The sequence below is a fragment of the Ramlibacter sp. genome (assembly GCF_050250995.1).
Taxonomy (GTDB): Bacteria; Pseudomonadota; Gammaproteobacteria; order Burkholderiales; family Burkholderiaceae_C; genus Ramlibacter.
In genome coordinates this window covers 361,029-376,216 of the sequence record NZ_JBFWNP010000001.1, presented here as the reverse complement: position 1 = coordinate 376,216, position 15,188 = coordinate 361,029, and the positions used below count along the sequence as shown (strand labels likewise).

Annotated in this window: 13 protein-coding genes and 1 pseudogene; 4 read left to right on the top strand and 10 right to left on the bottom strand. The window is 67.8% G+C overall.

The genetic code is table 11. The annotated features are described in order from the left end of the window. Window positions 1-127 precede the first annotated feature (127 nt). On the top strand, window positions 128-1,717 hold the full coding sequence (locus AB7E83_RS01795; protein WP_428564671.1) for a long-chain-fatty-acid--CoA ligase: 1,590 nt from the start codon (window positions 128-130) through the stop codon (window positions 1,715-1,717). A gap of 10 nt (window positions 1,718-1,727) precedes the next feature. Here AB7E83_RS01795 and AB7E83_RS01790 read toward each other — a convergent pair whose 3' ends face one another. Genes AB7E83_RS01790 through AB7E83_RS01760 form a run of 7 tightly spaced genes read right to left on the bottom strand, consistent with a single transcriptional unit; the run spans window position 1,728 to window position 9,486 of the window. Continuing rightward, window positions 1,728-2,906: an ABC transporter substrate-binding protein gene (locus AB7E83_RS01790; protein WP_428564668.1), complete on the bottom strand. Its 1,179-nt coding sequence runs from the start codon at window positions 2,904-2,906 to the stop codon at window positions 1,728-1,730. Between the two features lie 12 nt (window positions 2,907-2,918). Continuing rightward, a complete protein-coding gene (locus AB7E83_RS01785; RefSeq protein ID WP_428564665.1) occupies window positions 2,919-4,103 on the bottom strand; it encodes an ABC transporter substrate-binding protein in 1,185 nt (394 codons plus the stop codon). A 49-nt stretch (window positions 4,104-4,152) separates the two neighbouring features. After that, the gene (locus AB7E83_RS01780; protein ID WP_428564662.1) at window positions 4,153-5,991 is read right to left on the bottom strand and encodes an AMP-dependent synthetase/ligase; all 1,839 of its coding nucleotides are present in this window, start codon (window positions 5,989-5,991) and stop codon (window positions 4,153-4,155) included. Beyond that, window positions 5,988-6,761 carry an ABC transporter ATP-binding protein gene (locus AB7E83_RS01775; protein ID WP_428564659.1) on the bottom strand — a complete coding sequence of 258 codons (774 nt, stop codon included), beginning with the start codon at window positions 6,759-6,761 and terminating at the stop codon, window positions 5,988-5,990. Before AB7E83_RS01775 ends, AB7E83_RS01780 begins: the two co-directional genes overlap by 4 nt. A 7-nt stretch (window positions 6,762-6,768) precedes the next feature. Continuing rightward, the gene (locus AB7E83_RS01770) at window positions 6,769-7,527 is read right to left on the bottom strand and encodes an ABC transporter ATP-binding protein (protein ID WP_428564656.1); all 759 of its coding nucleotides are present in this window, start codon (window positions 7,525-7,527) and stop codon (window positions 6,769-6,771) included. After that, window positions 7,524-8,600 (bottom strand): branched-chain amino acid ABC transporter permease, encoded by a 1,077-nt coding sequence (locus AB7E83_RS01765; protein WP_428564653.1) that lies wholly within the window; start codon window positions 8,598-8,600, stop codon window positions 7,524-7,526. Before AB7E83_RS01765 ends, AB7E83_RS01770 begins: the two co-directional genes overlap by 4 nt. A 10-nt stretch (window positions 8,601-8,610) precedes the next feature. Beyond that, the gene (locus tag AB7E83_RS01760) at window positions 8,611-9,486 is read right to left on the bottom strand and encodes a branched-chain amino acid ABC transporter permease (RefSeq protein ID WP_428564650.1); all 876 of its coding nucleotides are present in this window, start codon (window positions 9,484-9,486) and stop codon (window positions 8,611-8,613) included. 165 nt (window positions 9,487-9,651) lie between these two features. On the opposite strand from AB7E83_RS01760, the gene AB7E83_RS01755 reads away from it, so the two are divergent. The 3 genes from AB7E83_RS01755 to AB7E83_RS01745 all read left to right on the top strand — a co-directional run bounded on the left by AB7E83_RS01755 (window position 9,652) and on the right by AB7E83_RS01745 (window position 13,518). Then, window positions 9,652-11,082: an MmgE/PrpD family protein gene (locus AB7E83_RS01755; RefSeq protein WP_428564647.1), complete on the top strand. Its 1,431-nt coding sequence runs from the start codon at window positions 9,652-9,654 to the stop codon at window positions 11,080-11,082. Between the two features lie 80 nt (window positions 11,083-11,162). Further along, window positions 11,163-12,314 carry an acyl-CoA dehydrogenase family protein gene (locus AB7E83_RS01750; RefSeq protein WP_428564644.1) on the top strand — a complete coding sequence of 384 codons (1,152 nt, stop codon included), beginning with the start codon at window positions 11,163-11,165 and terminating at the stop codon, window positions 12,312-12,314. 28 nt (window positions 12,315-12,342) lie between these two features. After that, complete coding sequence (locus AB7E83_RS01745) at window positions 12,343-13,518, top strand: acetyl-CoA C-acetyltransferase (RefSeq protein WP_428564641.1); 1,176 nt, start codon at window positions 12,343-12,345, stop codon at window positions 13,516-13,518. Window positions 13,519-13,524: 6 nt separating this feature from the next. Here AB7E83_RS01745 and AB7E83_RS01740 read toward each other — a convergent pair whose 3' ends face one another. The 3 genes and pseudogenes from AB7E83_RS01740 to AB7E83_RS01730 all read right to left on the bottom strand — a co-directional run bounded on the left by AB7E83_RS01740 (window position 13,525) and on the right by AB7E83_RS01730 (window position 15,150). Next, a complete protein-coding gene (locus AB7E83_RS01740) occupies window positions 13,525-13,677 on the bottom strand; it encodes a rubredoxin (protein ID WP_428564742.1) in 153 nt (50 codons plus the stop codon). Between the two features lie 180 nt (window positions 13,678-13,857). Continuing rightward, a pseudogene (locus tag AB7E83_RS01735) lies at window positions 13,858-14,148 on the bottom strand (VOC family protein); the annotation flags it as partial. A gap of 15 nt (window positions 14,149-14,163) precedes the next feature. Further along, a complete protein-coding gene (locus AB7E83_RS01730) occupies window positions 14,164-15,150 on the bottom strand; it encodes a Bug family tripartite tricarboxylate transporter substrate binding protein (protein WP_428564638.1) in 987 nt (328 codons plus the stop codon). Window positions 15,151-15,188 lie beyond the last annotated feature (38 nt).

The following is a 15,188-nucleotide window of genomic DNA, read 5'->3' as shown; positions in this document are numbered from 1 at the left end:
CCATCGTAGGGGCGCGACGCGCGCCGTGGCGAGTTGTCATTGCCGAATTCCGCTTTCGTCTTTTGCGAAAGGTGGCGCCGGGCGCGGGCGCTAACATCGCACGCGGTGCGACCCCATGGATGACGGCATGAGCGACGGCAGCAGAAAGCCCCGGAAATTCGAGATTCGCGGCATTGCCGACATCCCGCGCCTCCACGCGCAGCGCACCCCGCAGCGCCGCGCGCTCGTGTTCGAGGGACGCACCAGCACCTTCGCGCAGTGGGATCGCCGCTGCAACCAGGTCGCCAACGCGCTGCTCGCCAGCCTGTCGGGCGAGCAGGCGCGCATCGCCTACCTCGCCAAGAACTCCGACCGCTTCTTCGACCTCTACTTCGGCGCGGCCAAGTCGCGCATGGTGATGACCGGCGTCAACTGGCGGCTGGCCCCGCCGGAGATCCGCCAGATCCTCGACGATGCGCAGGCCGAGATGCTGTTCGTGGGGCGCGAGTATCTGCCGCTGGTTCCGATGCTGCGCCGGGAGGTGCCGCGGCTGAAGCAGGTCGTGTGCATCGACGGGCCGGGCGAGGGCGTGGACGATTTCGAGGCGTGGCTCGCGCCCTGGAGCGACGCCGACCCCGGCTTCGTGCCCGGCATCGACGACGTCGCCCTGCAGATCTACACCTCCGGCACGACGGGCCATCCGAAAGGCGTGCAATTGAGCAACCGCAGCCTGCTCGGCGCCCTCGAGATGGTGGACCAGGAGGAGATCGGCCACTGGGACGAGAACGACATCGGCCTCGTCACGCTGCCGGTGTGCCACGTGGGCGGCGCGAATTTCGCGGTGTGGACCTTGTACGCCGGCGGCACGGCGGTCGTCATCCGCGAGGCGAACGCGAAGATCGTGCATGAAGGCTTTCGCACGCACCCCGTCACCAAGATCGGGCTCGTGCCCGCGGTCATCCAGGGCATCGTGGATTTTCCCGGCGCGGAGGAGACCGATTTCGGGTCGCTCGACGTCGTCGTGTACGGCGGCGCGCCGATCACGCCGGAGCTTCTGCGACGCGCGACCGCGCTCATGGGGCCGGTGTTCCTGCAGATGTTCGGCATGAGCGAGACCGCGAGCACGGGCACCTACCTCGCGCGCGAGGACCACGATTTCGAGCACCGGCCCGAACTGCTGGCCTCCTGCGGCAAGCCGTATTCGCACGCCCAGGTGAAGATCGTGGACGCCGACGGCAAGGAAGTCGCGGCGGGCGAATCGGGCGAGATCCTGCTGAAGGGGCCGTTCGTGATGAAGGGCTACTGGAACATGCCCGAGGCGACGGCCAAGGCCATCGTCGACGGTTGGTATCACACCGGCGATGCGGGCTACCGCGACAAGGACGGCTACGTCTTCATCCGCGACCGCGTGAAGGACATGATCATCACGGGCGGCGAAAACGTGTACTCGGCCGAAGTGGAGCAGGTGCTGAGCCTGCACCCCGGCGTGCTGGAAGTCGCCGTGATCGGCGTGCCCGATCCCAAGTGGGGCGAAGCGGTGAAGGCCGTCGTCGTGCGCCGGCCCGGCAGCACGGTGAACGCCGAAGAGGTGATCGCTTTCGCCCGCGAACGCATCGCCGCGTACAAGTGCCCGAAGTCGGTCGAGTTCGCCGAAACGCTGCCGCGCAACGCCGTCGGCAAGGTCCTCAAGCGCACGCTGCGCGAGCCCGGATGGGCCAGCGCAGCGCGCGCGAACTGAGCCGCCGCGCTCAGTCCTGCTTCAGCCCGTTCGCCACCACGACCCATTTGCCGTTGCGCAGCTGGGACATCGTGGCCTGGCGGAAGCCCAGGCGGTTCGTCTTCGTCACCGCGAACTCCGGCCCGCCGAGCGGCGAGGGGAAGCGGTTGGCCTCCATCGCGGCCACGAACGCATCGGGCGTGAGGTTGGGCCCGGCCTTCTGCGCCGCCTGCGCGAAGAGGTCCACGCTCAGGTAGGCATACAGCGGGTTCAGGCTGCCGGGCGTGTCGCCGAACTTCGCCACGTAGCGCGCATACCAGTCGCGCGCACGCTTTTCCGACGCATCGGGGCTCGGCATCTCCAGCCCGTGGACGGCATACATGCCCTCCACCGCCTTCGCGCCGAGCTCGAGGAGCTGGTTCGAATACGCGATCTCGCCGACCAGGAAGTCCGGGTTGAAGTCGAGCTTGCGCGCCTCGTTGACGATGCCCACCGATTGCGGCACGAGGCTGCCGTTGACCACCAGCGTGCAGCCGGCGCTCTTGAGCCTCGCCACCTGCGACGAGAAGTCGGTCGTGCCCCGCTTGTACGACGCCGTCGTCGTCATCGGCATGTTCAGCGCCTTGAGCGCCGTCTCGGTGCCGCGCAGGAACTCGAGCCCCGTCTCGTCGTCCTGGTAGACCGTGCACACCTTGGCATTAGGCTTCTGCTTCACCAGATGGCGCACGCCCGCCACGGTGAGGTCGTAGGCCGGCTGGATGCCGGCGAAGCCCAGGCGCTGCGGCGGCTCGAACATCAGGCGCGAGCCCGTGCCCGGCATGAAGTTGACGACGTTCTTCTCGTAGAGGATCGGCATCGCGGCGACCGCATGCGCGGAGCCGAAGGTGTAGAGCGCGGCGAAGACGTTGTCGTTGTTGACGAACTTCTGCGTGATGAGCACCGTGCGCTTCACGTCGTAGCCGTTGTCCTCGGCGATCAGGCGCAGCTTGCGGCCATGGATGCCGCCCGCCGCGTTGATCTCGTCGATGCGCATCTGCATGCCCTGCCGGGCCTGCTTGCCGCCGTAGGCGATGGGGCCGGACAGGTCGACGATGAAGCCGAGCACGATCTCGTCCTTGGTCACGCCGCGGGTCTGCGCCGAAGCGCCGGCCGCGAGCGCGCCCATCACCGCGGCGCACAGCGCGCCGCGAACCAGTCTGGTCAATGTCATGGACGCACCGCCTTACTTCTTGTCGCCCTTGAGGCCGCTCGCCAGCAGGCTCCACTTGCCGTTGTGGACCTGCGACATCATGAATTCGCGGATGCCCAGGCGGTTGGTCTTGTCGACCGAGTAGTCGGGACCGCCGAAGGTGTTGGGGAAGCGCGTGGTGTCCATCGCGTTCAGGAAACTGTCGGTCGTCAGGTTCGGCCCGGCCTTCTTCGCGGCCTGCGCGAAGATGTCCATCGTGTAGTACGCGTAGATCGAGTTCTGGCCCGGGTCCTCGCCGTACTTCGCCTTGTACGCGGCGAACCACTTGCGCATGCGTTCGCTGCGTGCGTCGGCCACCGGCGCTTCCATCAGGTGCATGCAGTAGAAGCCCTCGACGGCCCTGCCGCCGAGCTGGAACATCGAGACGTCGTAGCTCGCCTCGCCGCCCAGGAAGTCGGCGTTGAAGCCCACCTTGCGCGCTTCGTTCATGATGCCCACCGTCTCGCGCACCGGGTTGCCGACGACGACGAGGGTGCAGCCCGCGCCCTTGAGCCGGCTGACCTGCGAGGAGAAGTCGGTCGCGCCGCGCTTGAACGAGGTGCGCTCGCCCATGTTCATGTTGAGCCGCTTCAGCGCTTCCTCGGCGCCGCGCACGTGCTCCATGCCGAACTCGTCGTCCTGGTAGATCGCGCAGACCTTGGCGTCCTTCTTCTGCGCCACGAGGTGGCGCACGCCCACGGCAATCTGGTCGAAGTAGGAGGGCGTGAGCGCAATTTTCAGCCGCTCCGGCGGCTCGAACATCTGCCGCGCGCCCGCGCCCGGCATGAAGTTGATGACCTTGTTGTCGAACAGGATCGGCATGGTCGCGATGTTGTGCGCCGAGCCCTGGTGGAACAGGACCGCGAAGACCTTGTCGTTGTTCACGAGCTTCTGCGCGGCGAGCACCGCGCGCTTCGGCTCGTAGCCGTGGTCCTCGACGATCAGGCGGACCTTGCGGCCGTTGATGCCGCCCGATGCGTTGATCTCGTCGATCCGCATCATGAGCCCGTCGCGCGTGCGCTTGCCGGCGTAGGTGATCGGACCGGACAGGTCCAGGATCGAGCCGAGCAGGATTTCGTCCTTCGTCACGCCGCGCTGCGCCTGCGCCGCCGCCGTCAACGCGATGCCCGCGCCCAGCACACCGGCCATCAGCCGCCCCACTGTCGATGTCCACTTCATGAAATTTCTCCTGTCGTAGTGAATCGGTGCGCGGCCGCCGGGAATGGCGTCACGCTTCGGAATACATGCTTTCGATCTGTTCGGCGTACTTGCGCTCCACCACGCCGCGTTTCAGCTTCAGGGTGGCCGTCAGTTCCTCGTCCTCGGCGCCGAGCTTCTGCTCGATGAGATGGAAGCGCTCGATGCGCGCGGCGCCGCCGAGCTTCGCGTTCACGCGCGCGACCTCGGCCTCGATCAGCTCGCGCACTTCGCGCGTGCGGCACAGGCTGGAGAAGCTGGAGAAGGGCACGGACTTCTCCTGCGCGAAGGCCTCCACGTTCTCGTGGTCGATCATCACCATGCAGGCGAGGAAGGGCTTGCCGTCGCCGATGACGACGGCGTCGGCGACATAGGGCGAGAGCTTCAGCTCGTTTTCGATCCCGCTGGGCGTCACCTTGCCGCCGCCGGACGTGACGATGAGGTCCTTCATCCGGTCGACGATGCGCCAGTGGCCCTCGGCATCGACCGCGCCCACGTCGCCCGTGTGCAGCCAGCCTTCGGCATCGATCGTCCGCCGCGTGAGCTCGGGCTGGTTGAGGTAGCCCGCGACCACGCTCGGCCCGCGCACCAAAATCTCGCCCTGGGCCGACAGCTTCATCTCGACGAAGGGCAGCGACTTGCCGATGCCGCCGCGGCGCACCGCGCCCGGCAGGTTCATCGTCCCCGCGCCGGCGGTCTCCGACATGCCCCAGCCCTCGTGGATCGGCACGCCGATGGCCTCGTACCAGCGCAGGAGTTCGGGCGAGACCGGCGCGGCCGTCGTGATCGCGAGCCGCATGCGGTGCAGGCCCATCAGGCGGCGCAGGTTGGCGAACACCAGGAGGTCGGTGATCCACGCGGCGGCGCGCAGCGAAGCGGAGGGGGCGCGGCCGGCCGCGCGTTCGTCCGCCATGCGCAGCCCGACGCGCAGCGCGGCGTCGTATGCCCAGCGCCCGACGGGCGTCGCCTCGCGCATGCGCATCGTGATCGAGGAGTGGAACTTCTCCCAGATGCGCGGCACGCCCAGGAACACGGTGGGCGCGATTTCGCCGATGTTCGCGGCGAGCGTGTCGGGGTTCTCCACGAAGTTCATGCGCGAGCCGAACTGCACCGACAGCATCGAGCCGAGCAGGCGCTCGGCGATGTGGGCGAGCGGCAGGTAGCTGACCTTGTCGTCGGATTCGTCCTGGCGCGCCGGGTGCTGGTCCATCACCGCGAGCAGGTTGCGGTTGGACACCAGCGCGCCCTTCGGCGCGCCCGTCGTCCCCGCGGTGTACGCGACGATGGCGAGGTCGTCGGGGCGGCGCGACTGCAGGCGCTGCTCGAACTCGCCGGGATGCGCGCGGTCGTGCGCCTCTCCCGCCTCCATCAGCGCGGCGAGGCTCTTTGCCGCCGGATCCTCGAAGCGCTGCAGGCCGGCCATGCCGAAGATGACGATGCATTCGAGGCGAGGGCACTGCTCGCGCACCTCGAGCGCCTTGTCCAGCTGCTCCTCGCCGTCGACGAACAGCACGCGCGCATCGCAGTCGCGCAGGATGTCGCGCACCTGCTCGGGCGAATCGGTGGGGTAGATGCCCACGCTCACGCCGCCGGCGCTCAGCACGCCCCAATCGGCATAGACCCACTCGCGCCGCGTGGCGGAGAGGATGGCCGCGGTGTCGCCGGGCGCGAAGCCGAGCGAGGCGAGGCCCATGGCGACGCGCCGCGCGGACGTGCCCAGGTCGCGCCAGCTCACTTCCTCCCAGATGCCGCGGGCCTTCTGCCGCAGCGCGACGCGATCGCCGCGCGCGGTCACCGCGCTCCAGAAGCGCCGCGCGAGCGTGTCGCCCTGCAGCGGGGCGGCGTTCAGGGGTTTCGCGTTCGGATTCATCGCCACTGCTTCTTCTTCTTCCAGCGCCGGTCGTCGCGCGCGCCATCGGACTTCACGCCCAGCAGGAACTCCTTCACGTCCTGCTTCTCCAGCAGTCGCTGCGTGGTGTCTTCCAGCACGATGCGGCCGACTTCGAGCACGTAGCCGAAATGCGCGGACTTCAGCGCGATGCTGGCGTTCTGCTCCACGAGGAGCATGGTCGTGCCTTCCTCGCCATTGACGCGCACGATGATCTCGAAGATCTCCTTCACCAGCTTCGGCGAAAGACCGAGGCTCGGCTCGTCCAGCAGCAGCAGGCGCGGGCGGCACATCAGCGCGCGCGACAGCGCGAGCATCTGCTGCTGCCCGCCGGAGAGCGCGAGCGCCTCCTGGTTGCGCTTTTCCGCGAGGATGGGGAAGTAGCCGTACATGCGCTCCAGGTCGCGATGCACCGCGTCGCGGTCCTTGCGCGTGTAGGCGCCCATCAGCAGGTTCTCGTGGACCGTGAGCAGCGGGAACACCTCGCGCCCCTCGGGCACGTGGCCGATGCCCTGCCGCACGATCCAGTCCGCCGGCTTGCCGTTGATCGGCCGGCCTTCGAAAAAGACCTGGCCTTTGTCGGGGTCGAGGATGCCCGAGATGGTCTTCAGGATCGTCGACTTGCCGGCCCCGTTGTTGCCGAGCACGGCGACGATGCTGCCCGGCCGCACTTCCAGGCTCACGCCGCGGATCGCGCGCACGGGGCCGTAGCTCGATTCGATGTTCGCCAGGCGCAGGATGGGTTCGGTCATGCCTGCCTCACTCGCCCAGGTACGCCGTCATCACGGCGGGGTCGGACTGCACCTCGGCCGGCGTGCCGAGCGCGAGCAGCTTGCCTTCGTTCACGGCCAGCACGCGGTCGGACACGCGCGAGACCAGCGCCATGTCGTGCTCCACCAGCAGCACCGTGACGTCGAGGTTGTCGCGGATGTCGTGGATCCAGAACGCCATCTCCTCCGTCTCCTCGACGTTGAGGCCCGACGACGGCTCGTCCAGCAGCAGCAGCTTCGGCTTCAGGCACAGCGCGCGGCCGAGCTCGACCACCTTGCGCACGCCGTAGGGCAGGCCGGCCACGAGCGTGTCGCGCACGCTCTGCAGCCGCAGGAAGTCGATGACTTCCTCGACGTGCCGGCGCAGCTCCACCTCGCGGCGCTTGAGGCCGGGCAGGTAGAGGATCTCCGACAGGAGGTTCGCCGAGGTGTGCGTGTGGCAGCCCACCAGCAGGTTCTGCAGCACCGTCGCGTGTTCGAAGAGCTCGATGTTCTGGAACGTGCGGCCGATGCCCAGCGCCGCCGCGCGGTGCGTCGCGAGCTGGCCGATGTCCTTGCCTTCCAGCACGATGCGCCCCGCCGTGAGCGGATAGATCAGGCTGATGAGGTTGAACATCGTGCTCTTGCCCGAGCCGTTGGGGCCGATGATCGTGAAGATCTCGCCGCGCTCGACTTCGAAGCTGATGTCGTTGACGGCCGTCAGGCCGCCGAAACGCTTGGTGATGCCTTCGACCTTGAAGAAGCTCACGTCAGTCGCTCCGATCGCGTGTACGACTTGCGGTGGCGGAACATGCCCTTGCGATAGGTCGGGAAGAGCGAGAACCAGGTGCGGACCTTGACCCAGCGGCCGTAGATTCCCTTGGGTTCGAAAAGCACGAAGAGCACGGTGACCACGCCGAAGACGACGGCCGTGAGGCCGGTCTGGTCGGCGATGGAGCGCGGCAGCACCGACTTGATGTGGCCGATGGCCTCGGGCAGCGTGATCATGAAGATCGCGCCGAAGATCGCGCCGTGCAGCGAGCCCATGCCGCCGATCAGCACCATCATCAGGAACTCGACCGACACCAGCAGCGTGAACTGGTCGGGGCCGAGGAACTTGATCTGGTGCGCGTACAGCACGCCGGCCAATCCGGTCATCGCGGCGGAAATCGCGAAGCTGCGTGTCTTGTACAGCGCGAGGTTCACGCCCATGCTCTGCGCCGACACTTCGGAGTCGCGGATCGCGATGAACGCGCGGCCGGACGGCGCGCGCAGCAGGTTGCGCGCGACCAGCGCCACGGCGACGACGCACGCGAGGCACAGGTAGTACATCGGCGGGCCGTCGGCCACGCGCTCGGTGACGAGCTTCATGGGCGGCACCGACTTGCCCGCGTTGCCGCCGGTCACCGATTCCCAGCGCGCGATGACTTCCTCGACGATGAAGCCGAAGGACATCGTCGCGATGGCGAGGTAGATGCCGGTCAGGCGCAGGGCCGGCAAGCCGATGATGATTCCCGCGGTGGCCGCGAGCGCCATCGCCGCCGGGGCGGTGGCGACGAAGGGCCAGCCGTAGCCCGCCAGCACCATCTCGGTGTACGCGCCCACCGCGAAGAACGCGGCGTGGCCGAGCGAGAACTGCCCGGTGAAGCCAGTGAGCATCATCAGGCCGATGCCGACGATGCTGTAGATGTAGATGAAGCTGAGCGTGTTGAGCAGGTAGTTGCCGAGCGCGAAGGGCGCCAGCAGCAGCGCGGCGAGCAGGAGCAGGTACCAGCGCGCGGTGGCCTTGTCCTTGAACAGGCCCAGGTCCTGCCGGTAGTCGGTGATCATGGTGTGGCGCATGGCGGACTCTTCAGACTTTCTTCTTGCGCAGCGCCGAGAAAATTCCCGAGGGCCGCACGATCAGCACCGTCAGCACGACGAGGTGCGGCGCGACCGCCTTGAAACCCTCGGGCAGCAGGTAGCCCGCGAGCGATTCGGCCAGGCCGATGATCACGCCGCCCACGAGGGCGCCGGGGATGCTGCCGAAGCCGCCGACGACCGCGGCCGGGAACGCGTTGATCGCGATCGAGCCCATGTTGTTGTGGACGAACGTGATCGGGGCGAGCAGCATGGCGGCGAACGCGGCGATGCCGGCCGCGATGGACCAGATCAGCGTGTTCATGCGGTGGACCGGAATGCCGACGTAGTAGGCCGCGAGCTGGTTCTGCGAGGTCGCGTTCATCGCGATGCCGACCGTCGTCTTCTTGAACAGCAGGTAGAGCGCGACGCACAGCGCCGCGGTGGAGACGATGATGACGATGTGGTCCATCGCGATGGTCACGCCGCCCAGGCGCAGGAAGCTTTCGGACAACGGCGTCTTCAGCGGCCGCGTCTCGGTGCCCCAGCCGGGCACCATGGTGACGAGGCCGCGCAGCGCATAGCCGGTGCCGATGGTCACCATCACGGCGGCGAAGGTCGGCTGGCCGACGACGCGCTTGAGCACCACCATCTGGTACACCGCGCCGAACACCGCGAGCGTGACGAACGCGCAGGGCACCATCAGCCAGAAAGGAAACTTCCAGATCGTGCCGAAGGTGTAGGCGACGAACGCGCCGAGCATCATGAAGTCGCCCTGCGCGAAGTTCACGACCTCGGTGGCCTTGTAGATCAGCACGAAGCCCAGCGCCACCAGCCCGTAGACGCAACCGAGCGCGACGCCGCTGATCGCGACCTGCAGCAGATCCATGTGTCTCCTCTCGTTGTCGTCGCGAGTCTAGGAGCGAGCCCTGCGTGGCGTCGATTCGCGATTGGAGAAAGCCGCTTTCTTCGTTTGCGAGCGCGCGCGCGGCGCGTGTCGGGGAAACCCTCGGGCGATGCTTCAGAATCGAGGTAACACAGCGAGGAGACACCGATGTCCGACGAAGGAGTCACGAAAGTCCTGGCGAACTTCTGCGCAGCGCACAAGTTCGAGGACCTGCCGCCCGAGGCGGTGAACGAAACGAAGAGGATCATGCTCGACACCATCGGCTGCGGCCTTGGCGGCCACGGCGTCGACAAGGGCACGATGGCGGTGCGCGTGAGCCAGTTGACGGGCGGCACGCCGGAAGCGTCGATCCTCGGCGTGAAGGGCAAGGTCGCCGCGACGACGGCCGCGTTCGCGAACGGCGAGCTGATGAACGCGCTCGACTGGTGCCCGGTGATGTCGCCGGCGCACGTGCCGCCCTTCGTGCTGCCGCCGGTGTTCGCGCTGGCGCAGGCGCGCAAGCTGAGCGGCAAGGACGCGATCGCCGCGGCGGCGATGGGCATGGAAGTCAGCACGCGCCTGGGCACGGCCACCGGCGGCCTGCGCGCCGGCAAGGACGGCGTTCCGCGCCGCGTGTGGGGCCTGAGCTCGAACTCGGTGGCCGGCACGGCGGCGGCGGGCCACCTCATGCGCTTCGACGCGCACAGGATGCTGCATGCGCTCGGCACCTCGGGCTATTACGCGCCGCTCGCGACGCACACGAAGTTCAACTACACCATCGAGCAGGGCTATGCGAAGTACGGCCCGGCCGGCTGGATCGCACAGGGCGCCGTCACCACTGCGCAGCTCGCGGAGCTGGGCTATCACGGCGACACGACCTTCCTCGAAGGGCCCTACGGCTTCTACGTCGAGAACGGCGCGGACAGCTGGGACCCGTCGAAACTCACGAAGGGTCTAGGGCAGGACTGGATGTTCCGCTTCGTGGGCTACAAGCTCTATCCGACCTGCGGCATCTTCCAGTCGTCCGCGAACATCTTCCAGTCGCTGGTCGACGAGCTGAAGCTGCAGCCCGAGGAGATCGAGGAGATCGACGTCAAGGTCGAAACCATCGGAACGCTCCCGGCCTACGTGAGCACCGAGCCGAACGACCACGTGGAGGCCGCGTCGAGCGCGCCCTTCATCCTGGCCGTCATCGCGCACCGCATTCCGCGCGGACCGGGCATGCAGGCGCAGTCGGTGATCGACGATCCCGCGATCCGCGCCACCATGAGGAAGGTGCGCACGAGCCTGAATCCGCGTTGCGAGGAACTGCGCCACCGCGACATCGTGGTCGAGGGCTTGCCCTATCCGCGGCATCGGCCGGGCTACATCAGGATCAAGGCGCGCGGCGGGCAGGTGTTCGAGCGCACGGCGGATTTCTGCCCGTGGATTTCCATGGACCCGGACTACCGCGCGACGGACGAGGCTCTGGCGGTGAAGTTCCGGGAGAACGCACGGATCGTGCTGAGCGAGGGCAAGACCGAGCGGGCGATCGAGATGATCCTGAATCTGGAGAAGATGGGGGATGTGTCGGAGCTGTTCGAGGTGCTGGCGGACTGAGCGCGGACTTCCGTGAATCGTCCGATGCGACGATCCACCGGGGGTCGAGCCGGGCGTATCCTTGCCCCCAGGATGACCCCATGCCTCTCGACCTGAGCCGCAGCTGGTCCGATGCGGACCTCGACACCTGGCGCGATTCGGTGCGCCGCTTCGTGGCCGACGAAGTGGAGCCCGGCGACGCGCAGGCGCGCGAGGACGGCCACGTCGGCCATGCGCTGTGGCGGCGCGCGGGCGAGCTGGGCATGCTGTGTACCGACATCCCCGATACCTGGGGCGGCATGGGCGGCGATTTTCGCCACGAGGCCGTTTTCGTCGAGGAAATGAGCCGCCGCGCGCTCTCGGGCATGAACACCTCGGTGCATTCCATCGTCGCGCACTACCTGCTGAACCACGGCACCGACGAACAGAAAGCGCGCTACCTCCCGCGCATGGCAAGCGGCGAACTCGTGGGCGCCATCGCCATGTCCGAGCCCGGCACCGGCTCCGACCTGCAATCGATCCGCACGCAGGCTCGCCGCACGGCCGACGGCCGCTGGCGCATCGACGGCGCCAAGACCTTCATCAGCAACGGCTACCTCGCAGGGCTCGTGCTCGTCGTGTGCAAGACCGACCCCGAGCAGCGGGCCAAGGGCACCTCGATCCTGCTGGTCGAGACCGAAGGCGCGAAGGGCTACTCGGTCGGCAAGGTGCTGCGCAAGATCGGCATGAAGGCGCAGGACACGTCCGAGCTGTTCTTCGACGGCGTCGAGGTCCATGCGGACAGTGTGCTCGGCGGCGTCGAAGGCAAGGGATTCTTCCAGCTCATGAGCGACCTGCCGTACGAGCGGCTGCTGATCGCCGTACTCGCTGCCGCCGGGATGGAGGGCGCGTACGAAGCCGCGCTGGCCTACGCGCGCGAACGCAAGGTCTTCGGCCAGCCGATCGCCGAGATGCAGAACGCGCGCTTCAAGCTGGCCGAGGTCGCCACGCAGATCATGGTGGGCCGCGCCTTCGTCGACCAGTGCATCGAGAAGTACGTCGCCGGGAATCTCGACACCGCGACGGCCTCGATGGCCAAGCTCTGGGCGTCGGAAACACAGGGCCGCGTCGTCGACGAGTGCCTGCAGCTCTTCGGCGGCTACGGCTACATGGAGGAATACCTCATCGGCCGCATGTACGTCGATGCGCGCGTGCAGCGCATCTACGGCGGCACGAGCGAGATCATGAAGGAAGTCATCGCACGTTCGCTGTGATGGCCAGGACCCAGACGAAAGGAATCGCATGACCACCGCCTACATCGTCGCCGCCGCCCGCACGGCAGGAGGCCGCCGCGGCGGCAAGCTCTCGGGCTGGCACCCGGTCGATCTCGCCGCGCGCGTGATCGACGAACTGCTGGATCGCAGCGGCTGCGACCCCGCGCAGGTCGAGGACGTCATCATGGGCTGCGTGAGCCAGATCGGCGAGCAGGCGTTCAACGTCGCGCGCAACGCGGTGCTGGCCTCGCGCCTGCCCGAGTCGGTGCCGGGCACCTCGATCGACCGGCAATGCGGCTCGTCGCAGCAGGCGATCCATTTCGCCGCGCAGGCCGTGATGTCGGGCGTCCACGACGTCGTGATCGCGGCGGGCGTGGAGTCGATGACGCGCGTGCCGATGTTCTCCCCGGGCGAGCTGCCGCGCAAGAACGGCATGGGCTACTACATGAGCCCCGAGATCCGCCGCCGCTATGGCGAGCGCGATTTCAGCCAGTTCGACGGTGCCGAGCAGATCGCGGTGAAGTACGGTTTTTCGAAGGACGAGCTCGACCGGTATTCCCTGCAGTCGCACCAGCGCGCGCTGCGCGCAAGCGAGGCGGGCGCTTTCGAGCGCGAGATCGTCGCGGTCGAGGCGCGCACCGCCGACGGCGCCACGGGCGAGATGCACCGCCGCGACGAAGGCATCCGCGCCAACGCCACGCTCGAAGGCATCGCCGGCGTGAAGCTACTGCGCGAGGACGGGCGCATCACCGCCGCGAACGCGAGCCAGATCTGCGACGGTGCGAGCGGCGTGATGATCGCCAACGAAGCGGCCGTGAAGCGCCTCGGCCTGAAGCCGCTCGCGCGCATCCACCACATGAGCGTGATGGGCCACGACCCGGTCATCATGCTCGAAGCCCCGGTGCCCGCGACGCAGCGCGCGCTCGCGAAGGCGGGCATGCGCATCGGCGACATCGACCTCTACGAAGTGAACGAGGCTTTCGCGCCGGTGCCGCTCGCCTGGGCGCAGGCGCTCGACGCCGACCCGGAGCGCATGAACGTGCATGGCGGCGCGATCGCGCTCGGCCATCCGCTCGGCGCGTCCGGCGCGCGGCTCATGACGACCCTGCTGCACGCGCTGCAGGCACGCGGCGGCCGCTACGGCCTGCAGACGATGTGCGAAGGCGGCGGCATGGCCAACGTGACGATCGTCGAGCGGCTCTGAAGGCGCTCAGATCGCGACCATCTCGAAATCCGACTTGTCCGCGCCGCAGTCGGGGCAGAACCAGTCGGCCGTCACATCGGCCCATCGCGTGCCGGCCGCGATGCCGTCTTCCGGCATGCCCGTCGCCTCGTCGTAGATGAAGCCGCAGACGACGCACATCCACGTCTGCAACTCGGTGGTCCTGGCCTGCGGCACCGGCGCTTCCGCCGCCGGCTCCGGGGCGAGTTCGTAGAGCTGCGTCTTCGACCGGATGTGGGCGTCCCACCCGCCCAGCCGCATGTCGATCAACACATTGTCGGGACCCAGATGCTGCGGATTCATCGGGTTGCCTTCGCCGGGCGCCTTGCGTCCGCCGTTCGCCACCATCGTCTTCACGGCTTCGTCGAGGTCGTCGACCCGGAAGCCGATGTGGCCGACGCCGGGCATGACGTGCTGGCCGCCCAGGCGCGCATCGCCGGGCCGGAACTTCTCGATCGTGATGTAGAAGTAGCCGTCGGTGAGGAAGACGGCGTCGTCGCCGGTTTCCTTCGGCTTCCGGCGCAACTCGGTCAGGCCGAAGGTGCGCTTGTAGAACTCGGCGGTGGCGGGCGGGTCGTTCGTCGCGAAAGCAATGTGCTGGATGCGTGCCATCGTGATTCCCGGTGCCTACTGCTGGACCTTGACCTGGGCGCGCTTGATGACGTCCGCGGTCTTCACGGCGTCCTGGCGGATGAACTCGGTGAAAGCCGCCGGATCGGAGCCCTTGGGGGCCAGGCCGTTGTTCACGAGCAGGGTGGCCATTTCCGTCGACGAGACGACCGCCTGGATGTCGCGGCTGAGGCGGTCGCGCAGGGCGGGCGCCATGCCGGCCGGCCCGAATACGCCGATCCAGGACTGGTACTGGTAGCCCGGCAAGGTTTCCGCGACCGCCGGCACGTCCGGCAGCAGCGCGGAGCGCTTTTCGCCGGTCACCCCCAGCACGCGCAACGCGCCGGACTTGATGTGCGGCATGGCGGTGGTGAAGGAGTAGATGCCGAAAGGCGCGTGCCCTCCGACCACGTCGACGGCCGCGGGCGAGGAGCCCTTGTAGTGGACGGTGAGCAGGTCCACGCCCGCCATGGTCTTGAACAGCTCGCCGCTGAGGTGATCGGCCGCGCCCGGCGGCGAGGTGGCGAACCCGAAGGGCTCCTTGTCCGCGTTCTTCTTCTTGATGTGCGCGATCAGTTCGGGAATGGTTTTCACGGGAACCGACGGATGGACCACGACCGCATACGCTTGCGTGGAGACCTGCGAGATCGGAACGAGCTGCTTCATCGGGTCGTAGTCGGGCCGGTTGAACAACAGCGGCGTGGCGACGATGGGACCGTCCCAGACCAGCAGCAGGTTGTAGCCGTCCGGCGGACTCTTGATGACGATATTGGCGCCGATGATGCCGGCCGCGCCCGGCTTGTTGTCGACCAGGACCGGCTGGCGCCACTGGGCGGACAGCAGCTTGGCGAGTTGCCGGGCCACGAGATCGGTGCCGCCGCCGGTGCCGACCGGGACGACGAGCGTCACGGGCTTGTTCGGGAAGTTGTCCTGTGCGACGACGGCGCTGGCGAACGGCAGCGAAAGGACGAGGGCGCCGAGCAGGCGCCGGGAGAGTCTGTACATCGTGTCTCCTGTTGTTTCGCGGATCGTAGCGGTCGTGC